Source organism: Streptomyces sp. 5K101 (genome assembly GCF_046506645.1).
Lineage (GTDB): Bacteria > Actinomycetota > Actinomycetes > Streptomycetales > Streptomycetaceae > Streptomyces.
In genome coordinates, this window is record NZ_JBKFFO010000005.1 from 181,030 (window position 1) to 199,243 (window position 18,214).

Here is an 18,214-nt window from a genome sequence, read left to right on the forward strand (position 1 = left end):
AAGAATCGATGGATCATGCGCTACGTCAAGAATATCTTCACCACGGCATGCGCCGCAGTCACCCTGCTGGCGCTTTCTTCATGTGCCGCTTCCGGGGACATCCCTGACCGTGCTCCCCAAGGATCAGCCCCTACGGGGAAAGCGCAGCGGCCGCCGCACGGCGGGAACGCGCAGTCATCCGTCGCCGTTGAGGCCAATCCGCTCCCATTGCCCGTGCAGAAGTATCTGCTGACACCGAGCAAAATGTCGGGAATCAGGTCCGCGACCACCATTCTGGTAAATGCGTGCTTGCGGCAGCGAAACGTTCCACCGATAGATCAGACGAGTGCGGCGAGCCAGCAAAGCCACCCGGACCCCTATGAGGTCGGGCGTCGCTACGGGCCGATCGTCAAGGCCGATATGTTGACTTACGGCTATCATCTCCCTCCTTCATGGTTCGGCGGTACAGCGGCACATCGGAAAAGAATTTCAGCTCAGCAGGAGGCTGCCCTGAGCGGCCCGTCGGGTTGCGCTGCCGTTGCCCGGAGAGAGCTCATGGGTGACCGATCTCTGGACTCCCCGGTCGCACGGCAAATCAGCAGCAAAAGCTTCGTGGAGTCTCTGAAGGACCCCAAGGTGAAGGCGGTCACCGCGGACTGGTCGGCTTGCATGGCAAAGAAGGGCCATTCCTACACGGACCCCCTGCAGGCGCTTTCGAAGGCTGATCTGAAGCCGCCGAAGCCGAGCGCGACAGAACTGCGCATCGCGGCTGCCGATTATGCCTGCAAGGAATCCACCGATTTGATCTCCACGTGGCAGAATGTTGAGATCAAGATTCAGGAAAAGGAAATAGCGAAGCATCTGTCGGTCCTGGAGAAGGCGAACGCGCAGAGGGCCCAGATCATGGCGGAAGCGGACACGATTGTCGACGAGCGTGGATGACGGCGCGGTGACCTTCGAGCTCGTGCCACGATCTTACTGAACGTCCCTGTTTGGCCGTGACCGGTGTGACGATTCGGCCGTTCCAAATGGTGTGAGTACCCGGCCGTGGATCGTGGACGATGACCTGTGGGCGTTGATCGAGCCGTTGCTGCCGCCCTGGCCCGAGAAGGCTCCCGGCCCGCGACCGGTGCCGGACCGGCAGTGCTTGCAGGGCATCCTGTACGTGCTCCGCAACGACATCGCCCGGCAACTGCTGCCCCTGGACTCGGGTTCGGCTCCGGGCAGACCTGCTGACGGCGTCTGGAGCGGTGGCAGAAGGCCGGTGTCTTCGACCGGCTGCACCGGATCCTGCTCGCCGAGCTGAACGCAGCCGGCGAGCCGGACTGGTCCAGAGCATGCGTCGACGGCTCCCACGTCCGCGCGAAGAAGGGGGAGCCGACACTGGCCCGTCGCCGGTCGACCGGCGGAAGACGGGCAGCAAGCACCATCTGATCTGCGACGGACACGGCACCCCACTCAAGGTCATCACCACCGTGGCCGACGTCAACGACGTCACCCAGACCCTCGCCCTGGTCGACGGCATCCCGTCCGTCGCCGGACGCCCGGGCCGACCCCGCCGCCGCCCCGAGGCCCTGCTCGGCGACAAGGGCTACGACTCCGACGCCAACCGCCGTGAACTGCGCAAGCGCCGGATCCTGCCCGTGACGCCCAGGCGTACGTGCCGACGCGCCAGGCGAGCACCGCGACGACCAGCACGATGGAGCCGGCCTTGACCCGGCGGCGCCAGTCGGGCGCGGCGGGGCTGTAGCCGTCGTCGTAGTAGGGGTCGCGCGGCGGCGGGACGGAACCACGGCCGCCGCCCTGCGGGGCACCGTAAACCTGGCCGCTGCTGTACCCGGAGTCGTAGCCGGAGACGAACTCGTCCAACCGCCGCGAACGAGCTGTTCAAGAAGCTCCGCGAGGACGCGCCGGTGGTGGTCGCCCGGGGCGGCGACGACGCGGAGCGGGCTGCGGCCGACGGGAAGCCGAACGACACGGGCCGCCCGAGCCCCGAGCCGGTGCCGACGTTCTCTGGGCGCAACGCCGCCGATGGGGCGTGTTCGTGACGTGTTCGCTCGGTCACGCGCAGGCGCGCAGGCAAAGCGCCGCTCAAGGTGCACCTTGCGGGAAAGGGCGTTTGGGCGGATTGCCCGATTGTAAGGCGCGGGGAATTGTCACGGACGTCGCCCCACGCTGAAGTGGGCGGATAGTGTGACGCAATCCGGTGCTACGACCGCGTGGTCGCGCACTCTGATGATCGAACGAATCGAGCGCCTGCCCGGGAGAGGCGCCTCGCGTGGCACCGACGGAGGACTCAAGCAACCGTGGACGCGCACAGCCGTGGACGGGCGGACGAGATCGACCCTGCCGACCAGTGGGTCCTCAACCCGCGAACAGGCAACTACGAACTGCGACTTGACCGTTCCGCTGGGCAGTCGGCACCCGTGTCCCCCCCGCGCGGCACGGCCGCCCCGGGCCCCAGAAATCCCGACCGGACGCGTGGCGGTGAGCGGCGCCCCGGCGCCGCCGACGCCCCGCCGGTCCCCGGCCAGCGCCGGCGCAGGGTCGCCGAGGGCGACGGTGGCGGCCCGCAGGGCCCGGTCGGCCGCCGCAAGCGCAAGCCGGCGAAGTCCCGCAAGAAGAAGGCCCTGATGTGGACCGGCGGCGTGACGGCCTTCGTCGTCGTCGCGGGCGCGGTGGGCGCGTACGCCCTCTACGAGCACTTCAACGGCAACATCAAGACGATCGACGTGCCCACCGCGTCGGGCGGGTTCGAGAAGGGCAAGGCCTTCAACATCCTGCTGATCGGCACGGACAAGCGCACCGGTGCGGGCAACGCGGGCTACGGCGACAAGAACAGCCCCGGTCACGCCGACACCACGATCCTCTTCCACGTCTCCGCGGACCGGACCAACGCCACGGCGATGTCGATCCCACGTGACCTGAAGACGGACATCCCGGACTGCGAGACCCGTACGCCGGAGGGCACGAAGGTCATCCCCGGCGATCAGGACGTCCGTTTCAACACCAGCCTTGGCCAGTCGGGGCGCGACCCCGGCTGCACCATGCGCACGGTCACCGAGCTCACCGGGCTGACCGTGGACCACTTCATGATGGCCGACTTCAACGCCGTCAAGGAGATGACGACGGCCGTCGGCGGCGTGAAGGTCTGCCTGAAGAAGCCGGTCAAGGACAAGGACTCGCACCTGAACCTGCCGGCCGGTGAGTCCACCGTCGCGGGCGAGCAGGCGCTGGCCTTCGTCCGCACCCGGCACAGCTTCGGCAACCAGAGCGACCTGGACCGCATCAAGGTCCAGCAGCAGTTCCTGAGTTCGATGATCCGGCAGATGAAGTCGGACGAGACGCTGACCAGCCCGACCAAGCTGTACGGGCTCGCCGAGGCGGCCACGAACGCGCTGACCGTCGACACGGGCATAGGGAGCATCTCGAAGCTCTCGGACCTCGCCAAGGAACTCGTCACCGTCGACCCGAAGAACATCACCTTCGCGACGCTGCCGGTCATCGACAACCCGGCCGAGGAGATCAAGGCGACGGTCGTTCCGCACCCCGAGAAGGCGAAGCAGCTGTTCGCGCTGATGAAGTCGGACACCTCGCTCACCGAGGTGAAGAAGAAGGAACAGGACGCCAAGAACACCGAGGCGAACGCCCAGGCCGCGCTCCTTCAGGGGCCGCGCGCCGAAGCCGCCAAGGTGCGGGTGGACGTCTACAACGGCAGCCGCATCCAGTACGCGGCGCAGTACACCATCAACTGGCTGCAGAACGAGCAGGGTGTGTCGCGTTCCACGAACAAGAGCAACGCCCCGGAGAAGGCGGCGCTCACGACGCTCACGTATGCCCCGAACCAGGCCGACCAGGCCCGCAAGCTCGCGGACCTGATGGGCCTGCCCGCCACGGCCCTCAAGCCGGGCACGGCGGACGCGGGGCCGATGGAGCCGATGACGCTGATCCTGGGCGCGGACTTCAAGGGCGCGGGGGTGCCCATCACCGGACCGGCGAAGGTGCCGGACATCGGCAAGGTGGAAGCAGACAAGAAGGTGTGCGCCTCGTGATCCGGGAACTCCCGGGCCGCGGGCACGCCTGATCGCCGAGGGAACCTCGGGTGGGACAGAGCAGCGTTGCGCAAGCAGGGAGCGTGGGGACAGCAATGCGTTCCGCACGCCCGCGAATACGGCTGGGACGACAGCCTGTACGAGGACGGCGGCACCATGGGCCTCCGCGTACGGGGCGGTGGTGCCAGGGACTGATCGGACGACGACGCCGGCGGCGGTAGGGGCCACCGGCGCGGCGGCCCGCGCCGCCGTGCCAACAAGTCCGGCAAACGCCGGACACTCAAGTGGGTGGCGGCGACGCTGTCGCTGCTGATACTCGGCACGGCCGGCGCGGGCTACTGGTACTGCGAGCACCTCAACAGCAATCTGCGCGGCAGCGCCCGCAGCGGCGGCAAGAGCGGTGTGAAGAAGGCCGCGCCGAACGCGCTCGGACAGCAACCCCGTCGACATGAGCGGCACCGTCAGAGGGCACGGTCACTCTGGCACCGTCCGCGAGGCCGTGCCCCATCCGTGCCCTTCGGAGCAGCGAACAGCGGTCAACACGGGGTCCCCGCACCCGCCGACGCCGCCACATCAAAGGACGTTTCCGCAAGGTCAGGCAGCAATGATCAGTTTGAGCGACGGTGATTCCCAAGCTCAGAGCGCGGGTTCGATTCCCGTCACCCGCTCCAGCAGATTCCGGCAGGTCTTCCATCCCGAAGCGCCACTTCGTGAGCATCACAGCAGGGGTGTGGGAGGGGCGGCGCGCGCAAGGCCTTGCGCTGGTCATCCTCCGACAGGCCCTCGAACCACTCGACACCTTCAGCCGTGGTTCTGAGCCCTTGTGCGAGTTCGTTCAGGATCACTTCGTGTGCGTACGACGCAGCTTCCCACCCCCACGCCACCAGGCCGACACTGCGTCCACGACTGCCTGCGAGCGGCACAGGAGAACTCGCCTTCGCCTAGGCACCTGTTGATCAGCCGCGGGCACGGCGACTCCGATCCGCGATGGGCTTCCCTGGAGTGATCCGCCTCACAGGCTGTCACAGCGGCCAGTCGCGTGGTGTCTTGAGGCCGAAGCCCTCGCTCAGGTCTCCGCGAGCGAACGAATCGACAGGAGCAGCTCATGAAGCACCGCATCGTCGTTCTCGGCGCCGGCTATGCCGGGGCCTACGTGGCCGGGACCCTGGCCCGCCGGTTGTCCCCGTCGGACGCCGAGATCACCGTGGTCAACACCGAGCCGGACTTCGTCCAGCGGCTGCGGCTGCACCAGCTCGCAGCCGGCCAGGAGATCGAGGCGCCACAGCTCGCCGACGTCTTCGCGGGCACCGCGGTGCGGCTGCGCCTGGCCCGGGTCACCGCCGTCGACCCCGAGCGCCAGGCCGTCGCCCTCGCCCTGGCCGACGGCGACGGCGACGGCGACGGCGACGGCGAGCTCGGCTACGACACGCTCGTCTACGCGCTCGGCAGCCACGCCGACGATCACGGCGTCCCCGGCGTGGCCGAGCACGCCTTCGACGTCACGGGCCGACCCTCCGCTCTGCGCCTGCGTGCGCGCCTGGACAGCCTGGGCAGGCGCGACGAGGGCGGGCGCGTGCTGGTCGTCGGCGACGGGCTGACCGGCATCGAGACCGTCACCGAGATCGCCGAATCCCGGCCCCGCCTGTCGGTGACGCTGATCGCCCGCGGTGAGCTGGGTGCTCCGCTCTCCTCCGGAGCCCGCGGACACCTGCGCCGGGCCTGCGACCGGCTGGGCATCACCGTCGTGGAGCACACATGCGTCGAGGCCGTCGAAGCGACGCGGGTGCTGTGCGCCGACGGCACCGCCCTGGCGTCCGACGCCACCGTGTGGACGGCCGGTTTCGCGGCCGGCCCCATCGCCGCCGCCGGCGGGCTGGAGGTCACCGAGCACGGGCGGATCGTCGTCGACCGCACCATGCGGTCGGTCTCGCACCCGAACGTCTACGCCGCCGGCGACAGCGCCTACGCCATCGGCGACAACGGCCGGCCGCTGCCCATGTCCTGCGCTTCGGCCGGCTACACCGGCCGCCAGGCCACGGACGCGATCGTGGGACGCCTGACAGGCGGCAAGATCGCGCACAGCAAGCTGGAGTACCTGGGCAACCACATCAGCCTCGGGCGGCGGGACGGGATCCTGCAGATGGTCGACGGCGAAGCGCAGGCGAAGCCGAAGTATATGGGCGGCCGGAAGGCCGCGAGGATCAAGTCGGGGATCGTGAGGATGTCGCTGTGGGGCACCTCGCATCCGACCTTCGGCATGCCCAAGCGCAAGTACCGCCTGGCCGCCACGCCGCACCCGTCCTTCGAGAAGACGGTCCGCCCCCTGGAAAACGGAGGAGCCGCGCATGGCTGAGAACACCGATGTCGTCGTGCACACCCGGCCCAAGGGCGACCACCACGGTGACTGTCGCAGGCCGACCACGGCGAGGCGTCGGCCATCGCGGGGGGGCAGCCTGAGCCAGGCATTCGAGGGAGAGAGACCGAGAGATGACCGACCACACCACCGACCTGGCGACCGAAGCGTTCGTCGCTCACCGCAACCTGCTCTTCACCGTCGCGTACGAGATGCTCGGCTCGGCCGCCGACGCCGAGGACGTCCTCCAGGAGACCTGGCTGCGCTGGGTCAGGGTCGACCTGGGGCGGGTGAGCGACCAGCGGGCGTACCTGGTGCGGATCACGACCCGGCAGGCGCTCAACCGGCTGCGCACCATGAAGCGCCGCAGGGAGGCGTACGTCGGTCAGTGGCTGCCCGAGCCGCTGCTCACCGCACCGGACGTGGCCGAGGACGTCGCGCTCGCCGAGAGCATGTCGATGGCGCTGATGCTCGTACTGGAGAGCCTTTCCCCGACCGAGCGGGCGGTGTTCGTGCTGCGCGAGGTCTTCGAGGTGGACTACGACGACATCGCCGAGGCCGTCGGCAAGACCCCGGCGGCCGTACGGCAGATCGCGCACCGCGCCCGTGGGCACGTCGACGCGCGCCGGCCCCGCAGAACGGCCTCCGCGAGCGAGACCCGGGCGGCCCTGGAGTCCTTCCAGCGCGCCCTTGAGACCGGGAACCCGCAGGACCTCCTCGACGTACTCGCCCCCCACGTCGTTCTGCTCAGCGACGGCGGCGGCCTCAAGAGAGCCGCGCTCCATCCGGTGATCGGCGCCGAGAAGATCGTCCGCTTCTACCTCGGCGGCTCCGCCAAGGTAGAGGCCACGATCACCTGGGAGCCCACCATGGTCAACGGCAGCCCCGCACTCGCCGTACGCGTGGGCGGCGAGCTCGACGGCGTCATGGCCGTCCGTGTCGAGGACGCCCGCATCACCGGTCTCTACTTCGTCCGCAACCCCGAGAAGCTGACCCGCGTCACCTCCGGGATCCCGCTCACCCTGCGCTGACGCCACCGGCTCGGAAGCACCTGTCGATCGCCGCACACGACAAGAGGGGAACCACACCATGACCGGACAGACAACGGCCGCCGCGCCGCGCGGCCGCGCCTTCCTCAGGACCGCGACAGCCCTGCAGACCCTGACCCTCCTCTTCCAGGCGGTCACGGCGGGCATGCTGCTGACCTCGTCCGACGGCTATCTGATGCACGACGTCGGATCGAAGGCGATGTACGCAGCCGCCATGCTGTACGTCCTCGCCGCCGTCCTGGCGTGGCGCCCGGGCGGCGGATCCCCCCGCCCCGTCCTGTACGCCACCGGCTTCCTCCTCCTCGCCTCGGCCCAGGTCGCGCTGGGCGTCGCGCATGTGTCCTCGGTCCATGTCCCCCTGGGCGTGGTGATGTTCGCCCTCAGCACCCTGGCCCTGGTCCAGACACTGTCCCCGCGCTTGCCGCTGCGCCCGGCTGCAAGGTCGTAGCCGCCGGTCTCGACGGTGCCGACCGGCCCGGATGCCCGGTGCGGCACCGGACCGTCATCGCCGAGGTCGCCCTGCGGCGGCGACCGCCTTGGTGATCCGAACGGCGGTGAGCGGGTCAGGTCGCGGCCGCCAGGGCGGGGCGGGCAGCGCCGTCGAGGTCCGTGCTCGGTCCGGTTGCAGGGCCGCTGCGTTCCGTTCGGGAGTCAGGTGCGGGGCTCCCAGCGGAATCTGCGGGCCGCGATCCATGCGAACAGAGCTGTCCACGCGATCGCCAGCACGCATCGGATCAACGCATCCCCCGCTGTCAGCTCACCGGTCCACCCCGAGCGCACCAGGTCCACCGTCGGGGACAGCGGTGCGAACAGCAGTGCGTCGCCGAGCGTCTCGGGCAGCACCTCGCGGGGGATGTAGATCCCGGAGATCATCGGCAGGACGAAGATGGCTGGGAGCGTGGCGACCAGCACGGACTCGACGGTCCGGCACAGCGCAGCCGTCGCGGCCGCCATGGCCGTCATCAGCGCAACTCCGGTCAGCAACCCGGCGATTGCCGCCAGCGGTTGCCGGGGTGCCGCACCGAACATCACCGACAGCACGGCCGCGACCGCCACGATCTGCACCACGGCGATCGTGATGTACATGGACGCGCCGCCTGCGAGGATCACCGGGTCGGAGACCTCTCCCGTACGCAGCCGCTTGAGCACCAGCTCCTCTCTGCGCGCCACGTACAGTCCGGTGACGGACGAGTAAAGGGAGAAGATCATCAGAATCCCGGCGGCGGTCGACACCATCACCGGGCCCGGGTTCAGACCGTGCTTGTCGAGCTCCAGCTGGTCCTGCACGAACCGCATCGACACCAGGAGCATCAACGGTACGAACAACACGAAGACGTAGTTCGCCTTGATCCGGTTGAACAGCTTCCACTCGATACGGAACAGGGCCTTCATGTGCCGCATGGCCAGACCGTTCACTCCCCATCCCCTTCCTGGCTCGCGATGCTGATGAAGGCCTCTTCGAGGGAGGCCGGTCGCGCGGTGAACCGGTCCAGCGTCACATCGTGGTCCTCGGCCCAGGCGAGGAGCCGGGTGGCGTCCTGCTGCAACTGCCCGGTCGTGATGGTCACCCGTCCGCCCCGCCGCTCCGCCCTGCCACCGACGGGCAGATCGTGAACGGCCCATGTGTCCGGCAGAGCGAACGACAGCGTCGACGAGTGGCCGGCGACGATCTCCGAGACGGTGCCGGAGGCGGCGATCCGTCCCCGGTGCATGATCGCCAGCTCGTCGGCGAGGGACTCGGCCTCTTCCAGGTAATGCGTGGTCAGCAGGATCGTCGTGCCCTGCTCCTGCAGGCTCCGGACGAGCCGCCAGGTGGCGTGGCGGCCCTCGGCGTCCATCCCGGCGGTCGGTTCGTCGAGGAACAGCACGTCGGGACGCGACAGCGTGGCGACGGCCAGATCGAGTCGGCGCTTCTCACCGCCGGAGAGGTTCTGCACCATCACGTCGGCACGATGGGGCAGCCCGGCGAGCTCGATGGCCTCGGCGACCGGGCGCGAGCGGGAGGTGAGTTGGGTCCACATCTCCACGCTTTCCGCCACGGTCAGATGGGAGATGAAGCCGCCCTCCTGCAGCATCGCCCCGGTACGGGGCCGGATGCGGGCCCGGTCGGCCACCGGATCGAGTCCGCCGAACAGCCGGATGCGGCCGCGGTGCGGGGCGGCGAGGCCCTCGAGGAGTTCGACCGTGGAGGTCTTGCCGGCGCCGTTGGTGCCGAGGAGGGCGAACAGCTGCCCGGGCCGGACGGTGAGGCTGACTCCGCGTACGGCGTCGAACGCGTCCCTTCCCCGCCCGTACCGGCGCCATACATCCTCGGCGTAAATGAAACTGCTTTCCTCTTGGGCCATGCGTCCTTCCTTGAATGAATGGGCAGGGATGGATCGATCCTTACACGCACATCCAGCGAGAGGCGAGGCAGGGAATTGGAGATTCCGTGAAAGTGGCCCGATCGAAACGGAACCTCAAATTCCGCGAAAATAATCGCGGTGTGACGCCGATCACTCGGTAATTACTTGATCAAGTGGATCAGGCCGTTAATATTGCTGACGACACGTTCACCCGGCGGCTGGGACTGACCATCCTCCGCCCGGTGCCGCGGATCACCCCGATGCTTCGTCGCCCGCCCTCCAGGCGGGGCCGTGCCGGGCCGTCCGCGCAGTCCACGTGATCTCACGTCAAGGGGGAAGTTCATGCTTCTGGACAAGGTGAATCAGGACGCCTCGCTCGAGGATTCCGCTGCCGAGCGCGGTCCCGAGGCGCGCATCGCGCCCATCATGGCCACTCCGGCCATCTTCACGCCGGCCACCGGCAAGGCTGCCGCGGCCGTCGGATACGTGACCGCCAAGGTCAAGTAGGATCTCGCGGCGGCCGTGACGGCCGCCGCCGTCCCTCCGGCGTATGTACGCCGATTCTCCGCCACCGGCGTACGCCCACGGTAAAGCCGAAGCAAATCAGCCCTTTATCGGAAGCTCCGGCCGATGCACGTCCAGAGTTTCTGTTTCACGGAGATCGCCGTCCGGCATTCCCACATCCGGGCCTGCCGCTATCCGGTCGAGAATATCGGTTTCCTCGACGATCGAAGTGATATTTCTCTTTCCCTCAGACTTCCCGCCGCCGGCCATCGCGTGCGGTGGCGGGATGTTCCCTGCCCCAACGAACAACCGAGAGGAGGAAAACACATGCTGACGCAGAAGGTGAACGCCAACGTGTCCCTCAAGGGGGCGCTCGAGGCGGGCGCGCCCGCTCGCGGCACGGCTCCCGTCATGGCCACTCCGGCCATCTTCGCGACCCCCGTGATCGCCAAGGCCGCTGGTGCCGTGGTCGGTGCCGGTGCGGTCACCGGCGCTGCCTACGCGGCGTACAAGGTGGCCACCGGCTGAGCCCGGTGAGCCCCCGGTTCCGGGGACTCCGGTTCTGGCAGACAGTGCAAGTGTCTGCCAGAACCGGAGCACTTCCCATGTATCAGATTATTGGAGGATGCACCATGTCCGTGCTCGTTGAGAAGGTCAACGCAGGCGCCGGCCAGGCGGCCGACGGCTCGGTCGCTCCCGTGATGGCGACCCCCGCCGCGTTCGTGGCAGGCGTTGTGGCCGGCGGCAAGGTTTCCGCCGTCATCACCGCCGCCGCCGGCGTCGGCGCCGCGGTCAAGGCCGCCCAGAAGTAACGGGCGTTGGCGGGAAGCCTCCGGCACGTCGGGGTTTCCCGCCTCTCCCTATCACCGTCCGCGCGACCTCACCGCCCGCGCGACCTCGCCGCCCCGCGCCACCTCACACACCACGGCACCTCACGCCCCACGCCACCTCAACCGACATGCGACCAGGAACAGATCATGCTGTCACGCCTCCGCAGAGCCGCTGAGTCGGCGTGCGCGAAGCCGCTCACCACCGCCGAGCGGCTGTCCGCCGCCACACACCTGCTGTCCAGCCTCGAGTACATCGTGCGCAGGAAGGACCGGGAACCGGGCGGCCTGAACGACTGGGCCCACACCAGGGCCCAGGTCCCCGCCAAGACGAAGACGATGCAGGCGGTCAAGGACTTCATCGCCCGCGAACCGGTCACGCAGGCCCTCCACGGCTCCCGTGCTCTGGCGGCGGCGGTGCTCATCTCACCGGTGAAGAACAACAAGGTGCGGATGGCCGCCAACGCCTATCTGGCTGCCAGTCAGCTCCTCATCTACCCAAGGCACTTGTTCGGCACCGACGGATCCGACCAGGTGTCGTTCCTTGTGCAGACGGCCGCCGCACTCGGCCGGGCCGGCGGCACCGACGCCACCCGCACCGCCGCCGTGCAGTTCATCGGCGCCCAGACCGTCCTCTCCTACGGCGCCTCCGGGTGGGCCAAACTCCCCGGCGACGCCTGGCGGTCCGGCGACGCCCTCGCCAAGATCATGCGTACCCAGACGTACGGCGACGAGTGGCTCTACAACCAGCTGGAGAAGTACCCGGCCGTGTCCCGCGCGGTCTGCCACACCGTGCTGGCGCTGGAGTGCGGCTTCCCACTGCTGCTCCTGAAAAAGGGCAAGTACATCGACGCCGGACTGCTCGTCATGGGTGCCTTTCACGTCGCCAACGCCCGGTTCATGGGTCTGTCCCGCTTCGCGTGGGCGTTCGCATCCACCTATCCGTCGGTCAGGGCACTCGCCAAGGGCACCGGTGAGGCGGCATGAGCAGGCTCACGTTCCCGAAACTCACCACAGCGGGCCTGGCCGCATGCCTGGCCGCCGGCCTCGCCCACCAGGGCTACGCCACCCTCGCCACCCAGTCCGGCCACGCGGGCTTCGAGCGGCGCCGCCTGCGCTGCGACAGCGGCAACCTCATCACCTACCACGTACGGCGTGGCACGGCGGGCGGTCCGACACTGGTGTGCGACGCCGGGCTGATGAACTCGTCCGCGTCGTGGCTGCTCGTCGCCGACCACCTCGACCCGGCGATCTCCCTGGTGCTGTACGACCGGGCGGGATACCGCAGTTCGCTGCGGCGCTGCCCGGAGGACTACGCACTCGGCGAGTCCGTGAACGACCTGACCGAAGTCATCGCCGACGCCGTCGCGCCCGACGGCCCCTGCGTGCTGACGGGCCACTCCCTCGGCGGCTACCTCGCCCACCGCGCGGCCGCCGCCACCCCCGACCGGGTCCACGGACTGGTCCTGGTCGACCCCACCCACCCGCGTGAGCTGCTGCACTCCCGCAGGCAGCGCGAAGGCTCCCGCGGCGTGAACCTGACGATGAAGCTCGGCCCGTGGTCGTCGGTGTTCGGCGCCGGGCTGCTCATCGACAAGAAGGGCCTGTTCTCCTTCGCGGAGAACAGCCCCCACCTGCGGGCGCTGCGGCTGGAAGGCTCCGCCCCCTCCACATGGCGCGCCGGGCGGCGCGAGTGGGACTACTCGTACGCCTTCATGCTCGACGGCGGGCGGCCCCTCGACCGGCTGCGGATCCCCGTCTCGGTGGTGGCGGCCGATTCGACCATGCGGGACACCCCCGAGCACCAGGACCTGTACGACGAGTACATCGCGTCGGGCAGCGGCGGCCGGATCGTGACCATCTCCGGCTCCACCCATCTGTCCCTCACGGGCGGGGTCGAGCACGCCCCGCTCACCACCAGGGCCATCGAGGACGCGGTGGCGGCGGCCGCGGCGAAGTACGCCGGAGAAGACCGGCAGGAACAGGGGGATGCGGCGTGAGCAGAACGTCCACAGTCATGGAGCGGGCAGTTCCGGCGATCCTGGCCGGCTGGTTCGTGGCCTCCGTACTGGGCCAGCACCCCGACCGCAGCTACGACAAGGTCCGCAGCGGCGACAAGACGGGAACGGGGATCCTCATCCCCAACTGGCGGTTCTTCGCGCCCAACCCGGCCGTGGAGGACCAGCACTTCCTCTACCGGCTCGCCAACGCGGACAAGACGGAGCACACCGAGTGGCGGGAGGTGTACGCCATCGCGCCCCGCAAGCTGATCCACGCCTTCTGGTTCCCCGGCCGCCGCGCCGAGAAGGCCATGTTCGACGTGGCCTCCACCCTGCTGAACAACCCGGGTGCGATGACTCCGCTGCACAAGGAGGCCAAGGAGTCCGCGTACCGGCTCGTCAACGAATTCGTCCGGCAGCGCCTCACTCCGGAGCCGGGCTTCCCGCTGTTCCAGGTGCTGCTCGTGCGCTACTCCGGCTACGACCACAGCGAAGACCCCAAGTACGACATGGTCTTCGACTACGAAGAGGTGAACCCGTGACTCAGGACGCGCCGGACACGCAGGACGTGCAGTACGGGACCGCCGTCGCGTCCGTGTACGACTCGCTGATCGCACCCGCCCTGCCCGCCGAGGCCGCTGTCGATCGGCTCCGCCCGTACGTGACCGGTGCCCGCGTCCTGGAGGTCGGCGTCGGGACCGGCCGTGTCGCCCTCCCCGTCGCCACCATCGCCGCCCAGGTGGTCGGCCTGGACAACTCCCGGCCCATGCTGGACGCGTTCCGCGCCAAGACCGTCCCCGGGAACGTATCGCTGGTGCAGGCCGACTTCCGGGACCCGCTGCCGGTCACCGGCCCGTTCGACGCGGCGTACTCCACCATGGGCTCGCTGGCGTGCGTGGCCGACCGCGAAGAGCTGACGGCCGCCCTCTCGCACATACGCGACGTGCTGGCGCCGGGCGCGACCCTGTCGCTGGAGTACTACGCCACCGGCACCTACCGGCCGCTCGTGGCACAGCACACGGTGACGGTGCCCACCCCGCACCACGGCGGCACCACCACCTTCACCATCACCCTCGACGACGCGAATGTTCTCACCATGGGCACCCGCATCGACGAGGACGGCAGACCGCCGGTCGAATTCAGCGAACGCGTCCTCCTCATCGAGCGGGAGGAGGTCGAAGCCTGCCTGAACCGGGCCGGCTTCACCGTCGAGCACGTGTACGCGGCCGAGAGCCCGCAGCCGTACGACTGGTACGACGCGCGCGCCACCGAGTAGGCAGGGAAAGGAGGGGCCGGCAGTGCTGACAGCAAGCCGTCTGACGTGGTCCGTCATCGCTTTCGCCTTCGCCGTGCCGAGCATGCTGGTGATGTTCCGCGACAACGGCGTGGTCACTCGGGACGCGTGGATCAAGAGCTTCGTCTTCGCCGCGGCCGTCGCCGCGGTCATCGCGGTCGTCTTCGGTAAGGGCAGCCAGTGAACATTTCCTCGATCGTCCGCCGCCACCGGCTGCTGCTCTGCGCCGGCACCCTCCTCGGCCTGGCGGGCACCGTCGCCACCCTCGTACAGCCACTTCTCATCGGCGACCTGATCGAGGCCGTCGCGACGGACCGGCCGGTGCTGTGGCCGATCGTGTGCATCGCCGCCCTGTTCGCCGCGGACGCAACTCTGGCCGCGACCCATTTCTATCTGATCGGACGTGCCGGGGAGAACATCGTCCTCGACATGCGCACCACGCTCACCGGCCGTCTTCTGCACGCGCAGATACGGGCGTTCAACAAGCTGGAGCACGGCGATGTGTTCACGCGAACCGTCGCCGACACCTCGATCGCCAGGATCGCCCTGTCCTCGTCCGTGGCCCAGATGATCACTTCCGGGTTCACGGCCGTCGGCTGCATCGCCGTCATGGCGTGGATCGACTGGCAGATGCTGCTGGCCACGGCCGGCTGCCTCGGCACCGCCTCGGCGATCGCCCTCGGGCTGGCCCGCGCGGTCCGCACAGCGGCCGTGGCGAACCGGGAGGACACCAGCGACTACGGCTCCGGACTCCTGCGGGTGCTGGGAGCGTTGACCACCGTGAAGGCGTCCCGGGCCGAGCAGCGCGAGGCGGATCGCCTCCACACGCTCGCCGACGCCGCACGCGGCAGCGGGCTCCGCGTCACCCGGCTGTCGGCGATGCTGATGCCCGCCATGAACGTCGGTACGCAGGTGTCCCTGGCCGTGGTGATCGCATGGGGCATGGCGCGCACCGCCACCGGAGCCCTCCCCGTCGAGGACCTGACGGCGTTCATCATGTACCTGTTCTATCTGGTGGCTCCGCTGGTGATGCTGTTCATGTCGCTCGGGGAGTTCCAGCAGGGCCGGGCCGCCATCGACAGGGTGCAGAGTCTGGCCGCCATCGAGCAGGAGGAGACCGGCGACGCGACCGGCTCCGGCACCGTCGAGGGGGCACCGGCGGTCGAGTTCGAGTCCGTCACCTTCGGCTACGGCGACACCGCGGCCCCCGCCGTGAACGACGTCTCGTTCTCGCTTCCCACCACGGGAGTGACCGCGATCGTCGGCCCGTCCGGCGCCGGCAAGACCACCCTGTTCCAGCTCGTCGAGCGCTTCCTCACCGCCGACCGGGGCACGATCCGCCTGGCCGGAGCCGACACCTCGACGATGCCGCTCGGCGAACTGCGCGCGCGGATCGGTCTCGTCGAGCAGGACTCCCCCTTGATGCGCGGCACTGTGCGGGAGAACCTCACGTACGCCCGCCCGGACGCCACCCCCGAGGACATTGCGGAGGCGGTGGAGGCCGCCCACCTGACCGAGGTCATCGACACCCTGCCGGACGGCCTGGACACCGAGCTCGGTGAAGGCGGCACCGGCCTGTCCGGCGGGCAGCGGCAGCGCCTCGCCATCGCCCGAGCCCTGCTGGCCAGGCCCGATGTGCTGCTCCTCGACGAGGCCACCGCGCACCTCGACTCCGACTCCGAGACGGCCCTGCGCGACGCCCTCACCACCATCGGAGCCCGCTGTCAGGTCCTCACGATCGCGCACCGCCTGTCCACCACCATCGGCGCCGACCGCATCCTCGTCATGGAGGACGGCCGCCTGCGCGCCATCGGCACGCACGCCGAGCTGATGGACGGCGACAGCACCTACCGGCGGCTCGCCGGCCGGCAGCTCGCCCCCTCGGGGGCCGCCTCATGAGCCTCCCGACGGACGCCGCGATCGTCGGCACCGGGCCCAACGGGCTCGCCGCCGCCGTGACACTCGCCCGGGCCGGCCTGAGCGTGTCCCTGTTCGAGGCGGCCGACACCATCGGCGGCGGCCTGCGCACCGAGCCGCTCTTCGACCAGGACGTGGTGCACGACATCTGCTCGGCCGTCCACCCGATGGCCGCCGCCTCCGCGTTCTTCCGGCAGTTCGACCTGCCCGCGCGCGGCGTGCGACTGCTGCAGCCCGACATCCCGTACGCCCACCCCCTGCCCGACGGGCAGGCGGCGGCCGCATGGCGCAGCATCACCCGCACCGCGGGCCACTTGGGCGCCGACGGCCCGCGCTGGGCACGGCTCATGGGCCCCCTGGCCACCCGGTCCGAGGCCGTGGTCGACCTGCTGCTGTCCAGCCAGCGCGCCCTGCCACCGGACCTTCTGACACCCCTGCTCCTCGCCCCCCGCGTGCTCGCCCACGCCACCGAGCGCACGCCCTTCACCACCGAGCCCGCGAGGGCACTGCTGGCGGGCGTGGCCGCGCACGCCGTCGGCAAGCTGCCTTCGGTCGCGTCGGCGGCGGTCGCGATGCTCCTGGCGCACACCGCCCACAGCAGCGGCTGGCCCCTGCCCCAGGGGGGCAGCGCCCGCATCGCCGACGCCATGGCGGCCGACATCACCGCGCACGGTGGCGTCTTCCACACCGGACACCGCGTCAGGGACCTGTCCGAACTCGCCGACTTCCCGCTCGTCCTGCTGGACGTCAGCCCCAAGGAACTCCTGGCCATCGCCGGTGACCGGCTGCCCTCCGGCTACCGGCGCGCCCTGCGCCGCTTCCGCTACGGCCCCGGCGCGGCGAAGGCCGACTTCCTCGTCTCCGGCCCCATCCCGTGGGCCAATCCGCTCGTGCGTCAGGCCGGCACGGTCCACTTGGGCGGCACCCGGGCCGACATCTTCCGCCAGGAAACCGCCACCGCCGCAGGCAACGCGGTCTTCGACCCGTTCGTCCTGGTCGTCGACCCGGCAGTCACCGATCCGTCCCGGGTCGCGGGGGGCAGGCGCCCTGTATGGGCCTACGCCCACGTTCCCCACGGCGACACCCGTGACCCGGTCGAGCTGATCCGCCGCCGCATCGAGGAGTACGCACCGGGCTTCACCGACACGGTCATCGCTTCCCGGGGCATCTCGGCCGCCCAGTACGCGACGTACAACCCCAACTACGTGGGTGGCGACATCGCCGCGGGAGCCATGACCCTGCGCCAGTCACTGGCACGCCCGACGGCACGCTGGGACCCGTACACCACCCCACTGCCCGGGGTGTACCTGTGCTCGGCGTCCACCCCTCCCGGGCCTTCCGTGCACGGCATGTGCGGCCATCTCGCCGCCCTGTCCGCGCTCCGCCGCCACCACGGCATACGGACCGCGCCCGACTTGTCCCCGCAGAAGAAGGAGTTGATCTGATGCATGCCCGCATCCCGGTCGCCGCGGCGGCCGCCGTCGGCGCCCTGCTGGCCCTCGCCGCCCCGGCCACCGCAGCGGACGGCGGCAAGCCGGCGCGGACCGTCGCGTGGTCGGCCGGACACGAGAGCGCCACCGCTGCCGGTGAACGGTGGATCGAGCCGCCCGGCAACCTGGTGATCAGCGGAAAGCTGTCCCACACCGGTGAGGGCTGCTACTCGGTGTGGACCCGGTTCGTCAACGACCTCGCCCCTGGCCCGCTCAGGAAGCAGGCCGAGGTGTGCGGCTCCGGCACTGTCGACGTGAAGGTGCGGCAGGCCTACCGGCTCACCACCACCGGCCGGCTCGCGGTGTGCAAGGGCACCGAAAACGTCAGGGACTGCGGTCCCTGGCAGAACATCACCTCGTGGCCCGTCAACCGGGACTGACCACGCCCACCGAAAGGAGAAACA

The 18,214-nt window shown here is 69.6% G+C and carries 22 protein-coding genes; 19 read left to right on the forward strand and 3 right to left on the reverse strand.

The window, feature by feature from the left end; genetic code table 11:
* Positions 1-15 precede the first annotated feature (15 nt).
* From ACLB9X_RS11830 to ACLB9X_RS11850, 5 genes are all read left to right on the forward strand, one after another.
* Positions 16-921: a hypothetical protein gene (locus ACLB9X_RS11830; RefSeq protein WP_410360250.1), complete on the forward strand. Its 906-nt coding sequence runs from the start codon at positions 16-18 to the stop codon at positions 919-921.
* Between the two features lie 112 nt (positions 922-1,033).
* Positions 1,034-1,285: a transposase gene (locus tag ACLB9X_RS11835; RefSeq protein WP_410360251.1), complete on the forward strand. Its 252-nt coding sequence runs from the start codon at positions 1,034-1,036 to the stop codon at positions 1,283-1,285.
* A 31-nt stretch (positions 1,286-1,316) separates the two neighbouring features.
* Positions 1,317-1,694 carry a transposase gene (locus ACLB9X_RS11840; RefSeq protein WP_410360252.1) on the forward strand — a complete coding sequence of 126 codons (378 nt, stop codon included), beginning with the start codon at positions 1,317-1,319 and terminating at the stop codon, positions 1,692-1,694.
* A 591-nt stretch (positions 1,695-2,285) separates the two neighbouring features.
* Positions 2,286-4,031, forward strand: a complete 1,746-nt coding sequence (locus ACLB9X_RS11845) for an LCP family protein (RefSeq protein WP_410360253.1) — start codon at positions 2,286-2,288, stop codon at positions 4,029-4,031.
* A gap of 66 nt (positions 4,032-4,097) precedes the next feature.
* The gene (locus tag ACLB9X_RS11850; RefSeq protein WP_410360254.1) at positions 4,098-4,226 is read left to right on the forward strand and encodes a hypothetical protein; all 129 of its coding nucleotides are present in this window, start codon (positions 4,098-4,100) and stop codon (positions 4,224-4,226) included.
* A 464-nt stretch (positions 4,227-4,690) separates the two neighbouring features.
* Here ACLB9X_RS11850 and ACLB9X_RS11855 read toward each other — a convergent pair whose 3' ends face one another.
* Complete coding sequence (locus ACLB9X_RS11855) at positions 4,691-4,954, reverse strand: DUF5958 family protein (RefSeq protein WP_410360255.1); 264 nt, start codon at positions 4,952-4,954, stop codon at positions 4,691-4,693.
* Between the two features lie 182 nt (positions 4,955-5,136).
* On the opposite strand from ACLB9X_RS11855, the gene ACLB9X_RS11860 reads away from it, so the two are divergent.
* The 3 genes from ACLB9X_RS11860 to ACLB9X_RS11870 all read left to right on the forward strand — a co-directional run bounded on the left by ACLB9X_RS11860 (position 5,137) and on the right by ACLB9X_RS11870 (position 7,881).
* Positions 5,137-6,384, forward strand: a complete 1,248-nt coding sequence (locus ACLB9X_RS11860) for an NAD(P)/FAD-dependent oxidoreductase (protein WP_410360256.1) — start codon at positions 5,137-5,139, stop codon at positions 6,382-6,384.
* A 134-nt stretch (positions 6,385-6,518) separates the two neighbouring features.
* Entirely contained in the window at positions 6,519-7,415 is an 897-nt protein-coding gene (locus ACLB9X_RS11865; protein ID WP_410360257.1) for an RNA polymerase sigma-70 factor, read from the forward strand.
* Between the two features lie 58 nt (positions 7,416-7,473).
* The gene (locus ACLB9X_RS11870; protein WP_410360258.1) at positions 7,474-7,881 is read left to right on the forward strand and encodes a hypothetical protein; all 408 of its coding nucleotides are present in this window, start codon (positions 7,474-7,476) and stop codon (positions 7,879-7,881) included.
* Positions 7,882-8,084: 203 nt separating this feature from the next.
* On the opposite strand, the gene ACLB9X_RS11875 is transcribed toward ACLB9X_RS11870, so the two are convergent.
* Together ACLB9X_RS11875 and ACLB9X_RS11880 are read right to left on the reverse strand one after the other, a co-directional pair.
* On the reverse strand, positions 8,085-8,834 hold the full coding sequence (locus tag ACLB9X_RS11875; RefSeq protein WP_410360259.1) for an ABC transporter permease: 750 nt from the start codon (positions 8,832-8,834) through the stop codon (positions 8,085-8,087).
* Between the two features lie 11 nt (positions 8,835-8,845).
* Positions 8,846-9,778 (reverse strand): ABC transporter ATP-binding protein, encoded by a 933-nt coding sequence (locus tag ACLB9X_RS11880; protein ID WP_410360260.1) that lies wholly within the window; start codon positions 9,776-9,778, stop codon positions 8,846-8,848.
* A gap of 342 nt (positions 9,779-10,120) precedes the next feature.
* On the opposite strand from ACLB9X_RS11880, the gene ACLB9X_RS11885 reads away from it, so the two are divergent.
* The 11 genes from ACLB9X_RS11885 to ACLB9X_RS11935 all read left to right on the forward strand — a co-directional run bounded on the left by ACLB9X_RS11885 (position 10,121) and on the right by ACLB9X_RS11935 (position 18,190).
* A complete protein-coding gene (locus ACLB9X_RS11885; protein ID WP_410360261.1) occupies positions 10,121-10,285 on the forward strand; it encodes a hypothetical protein in 165 nt (54 codons plus the stop codon).
* A gap of 324 nt (positions 10,286-10,609) precedes the next feature.
* Positions 10,610-10,810, forward strand: a complete 201-nt coding sequence (locus tag ACLB9X_RS11890) for a hypothetical protein (protein WP_328394181.1) — start codon at positions 10,610-10,612, stop codon at positions 10,808-10,810.
* A gap of 104 nt (positions 10,811-10,914) precedes the next feature.
* The gene (locus ACLB9X_RS11895) at positions 10,915-11,094 is read left to right on the forward strand and encodes a hypothetical protein (protein ID WP_073756738.1); all 180 of its coding nucleotides are present in this window, start codon (positions 10,915-10,917) and stop codon (positions 11,092-11,094) included.
* 165 nt (positions 11,095-11,259) lie between these two features.
* The gene (locus ACLB9X_RS11900; protein ID WP_410360262.1) at positions 11,260-12,096 is read left to right on the forward strand and encodes a hypothetical protein; all 837 of its coding nucleotides are present in this window, start codon (positions 11,260-11,262) and stop codon (positions 12,094-12,096) included.
* Positions 12,093-13,109 carry an alpha/beta fold hydrolase gene (locus tag ACLB9X_RS11905; protein WP_410360263.1) on the forward strand — a complete coding sequence of 339 codons (1,017 nt, stop codon included), beginning with the start codon at positions 12,093-12,095 and terminating at the stop codon, positions 13,107-13,109. The genes ACLB9X_RS11900 and ACLB9X_RS11905 overlap by 4 nt, the downstream gene beginning before the upstream one ends.
* Positions 13,106-13,651 (forward strand): hypothetical protein, encoded by a 546-nt coding sequence (locus tag ACLB9X_RS11910; RefSeq protein ID WP_410360264.1) that lies wholly within the window; start codon positions 13,106-13,108, stop codon positions 13,649-13,651. The genes ACLB9X_RS11905 and ACLB9X_RS11910 overlap by 4 nt, the downstream gene beginning before the upstream one ends.
* Positions 13,648-14,385, forward strand: coding sequence for a class I SAM-dependent methyltransferase (locus ACLB9X_RS11915; RefSeq protein WP_410360265.1), 738 nt, complete (start codon positions 13,648-13,650; stop codon positions 14,383-14,385). Before ACLB9X_RS11910 ends, ACLB9X_RS11915 begins: the two co-directional genes overlap by 4 nt.
* A gap of 22 nt (positions 14,386-14,407) precedes the next feature.
* Positions 14,408-14,587 (forward strand): hypothetical protein, encoded by a 180-nt coding sequence (locus ACLB9X_RS11920; protein ID WP_410360266.1) that lies wholly within the window; start codon positions 14,408-14,410, stop codon positions 14,585-14,587.
* Positions 14,584-16,302 carry an ABC transporter ATP-binding protein gene (locus tag ACLB9X_RS11925; protein WP_410360267.1) on the forward strand — a complete coding sequence of 573 codons (1,719 nt, stop codon included), beginning with the start codon at positions 14,584-14,586 and terminating at the stop codon, positions 16,300-16,302. The genes ACLB9X_RS11920 and ACLB9X_RS11925 overlap by 4 nt, the downstream gene beginning before the upstream one ends.
* Positions 16,299-17,765, forward strand: a complete 1,467-nt coding sequence (locus ACLB9X_RS11930) for a phytoene desaturase family protein (protein WP_410360268.1) — start codon at positions 16,299-16,301, stop codon at positions 17,763-17,765. Before ACLB9X_RS11925 ends, ACLB9X_RS11930 begins: the two co-directional genes overlap by 4 nt.
* The gene (locus ACLB9X_RS11935; protein ID WP_410360269.1) at positions 17,765-18,190 is read left to right on the forward strand and encodes a hypothetical protein; all 426 of its coding nucleotides are present in this window, start codon (positions 17,765-17,767) and stop codon (positions 18,188-18,190) included. Before ACLB9X_RS11930 ends, ACLB9X_RS11935 begins: the two co-directional genes overlap by 1 nt.
* Positions 18,191-18,214 lie beyond the last annotated feature (24 nt).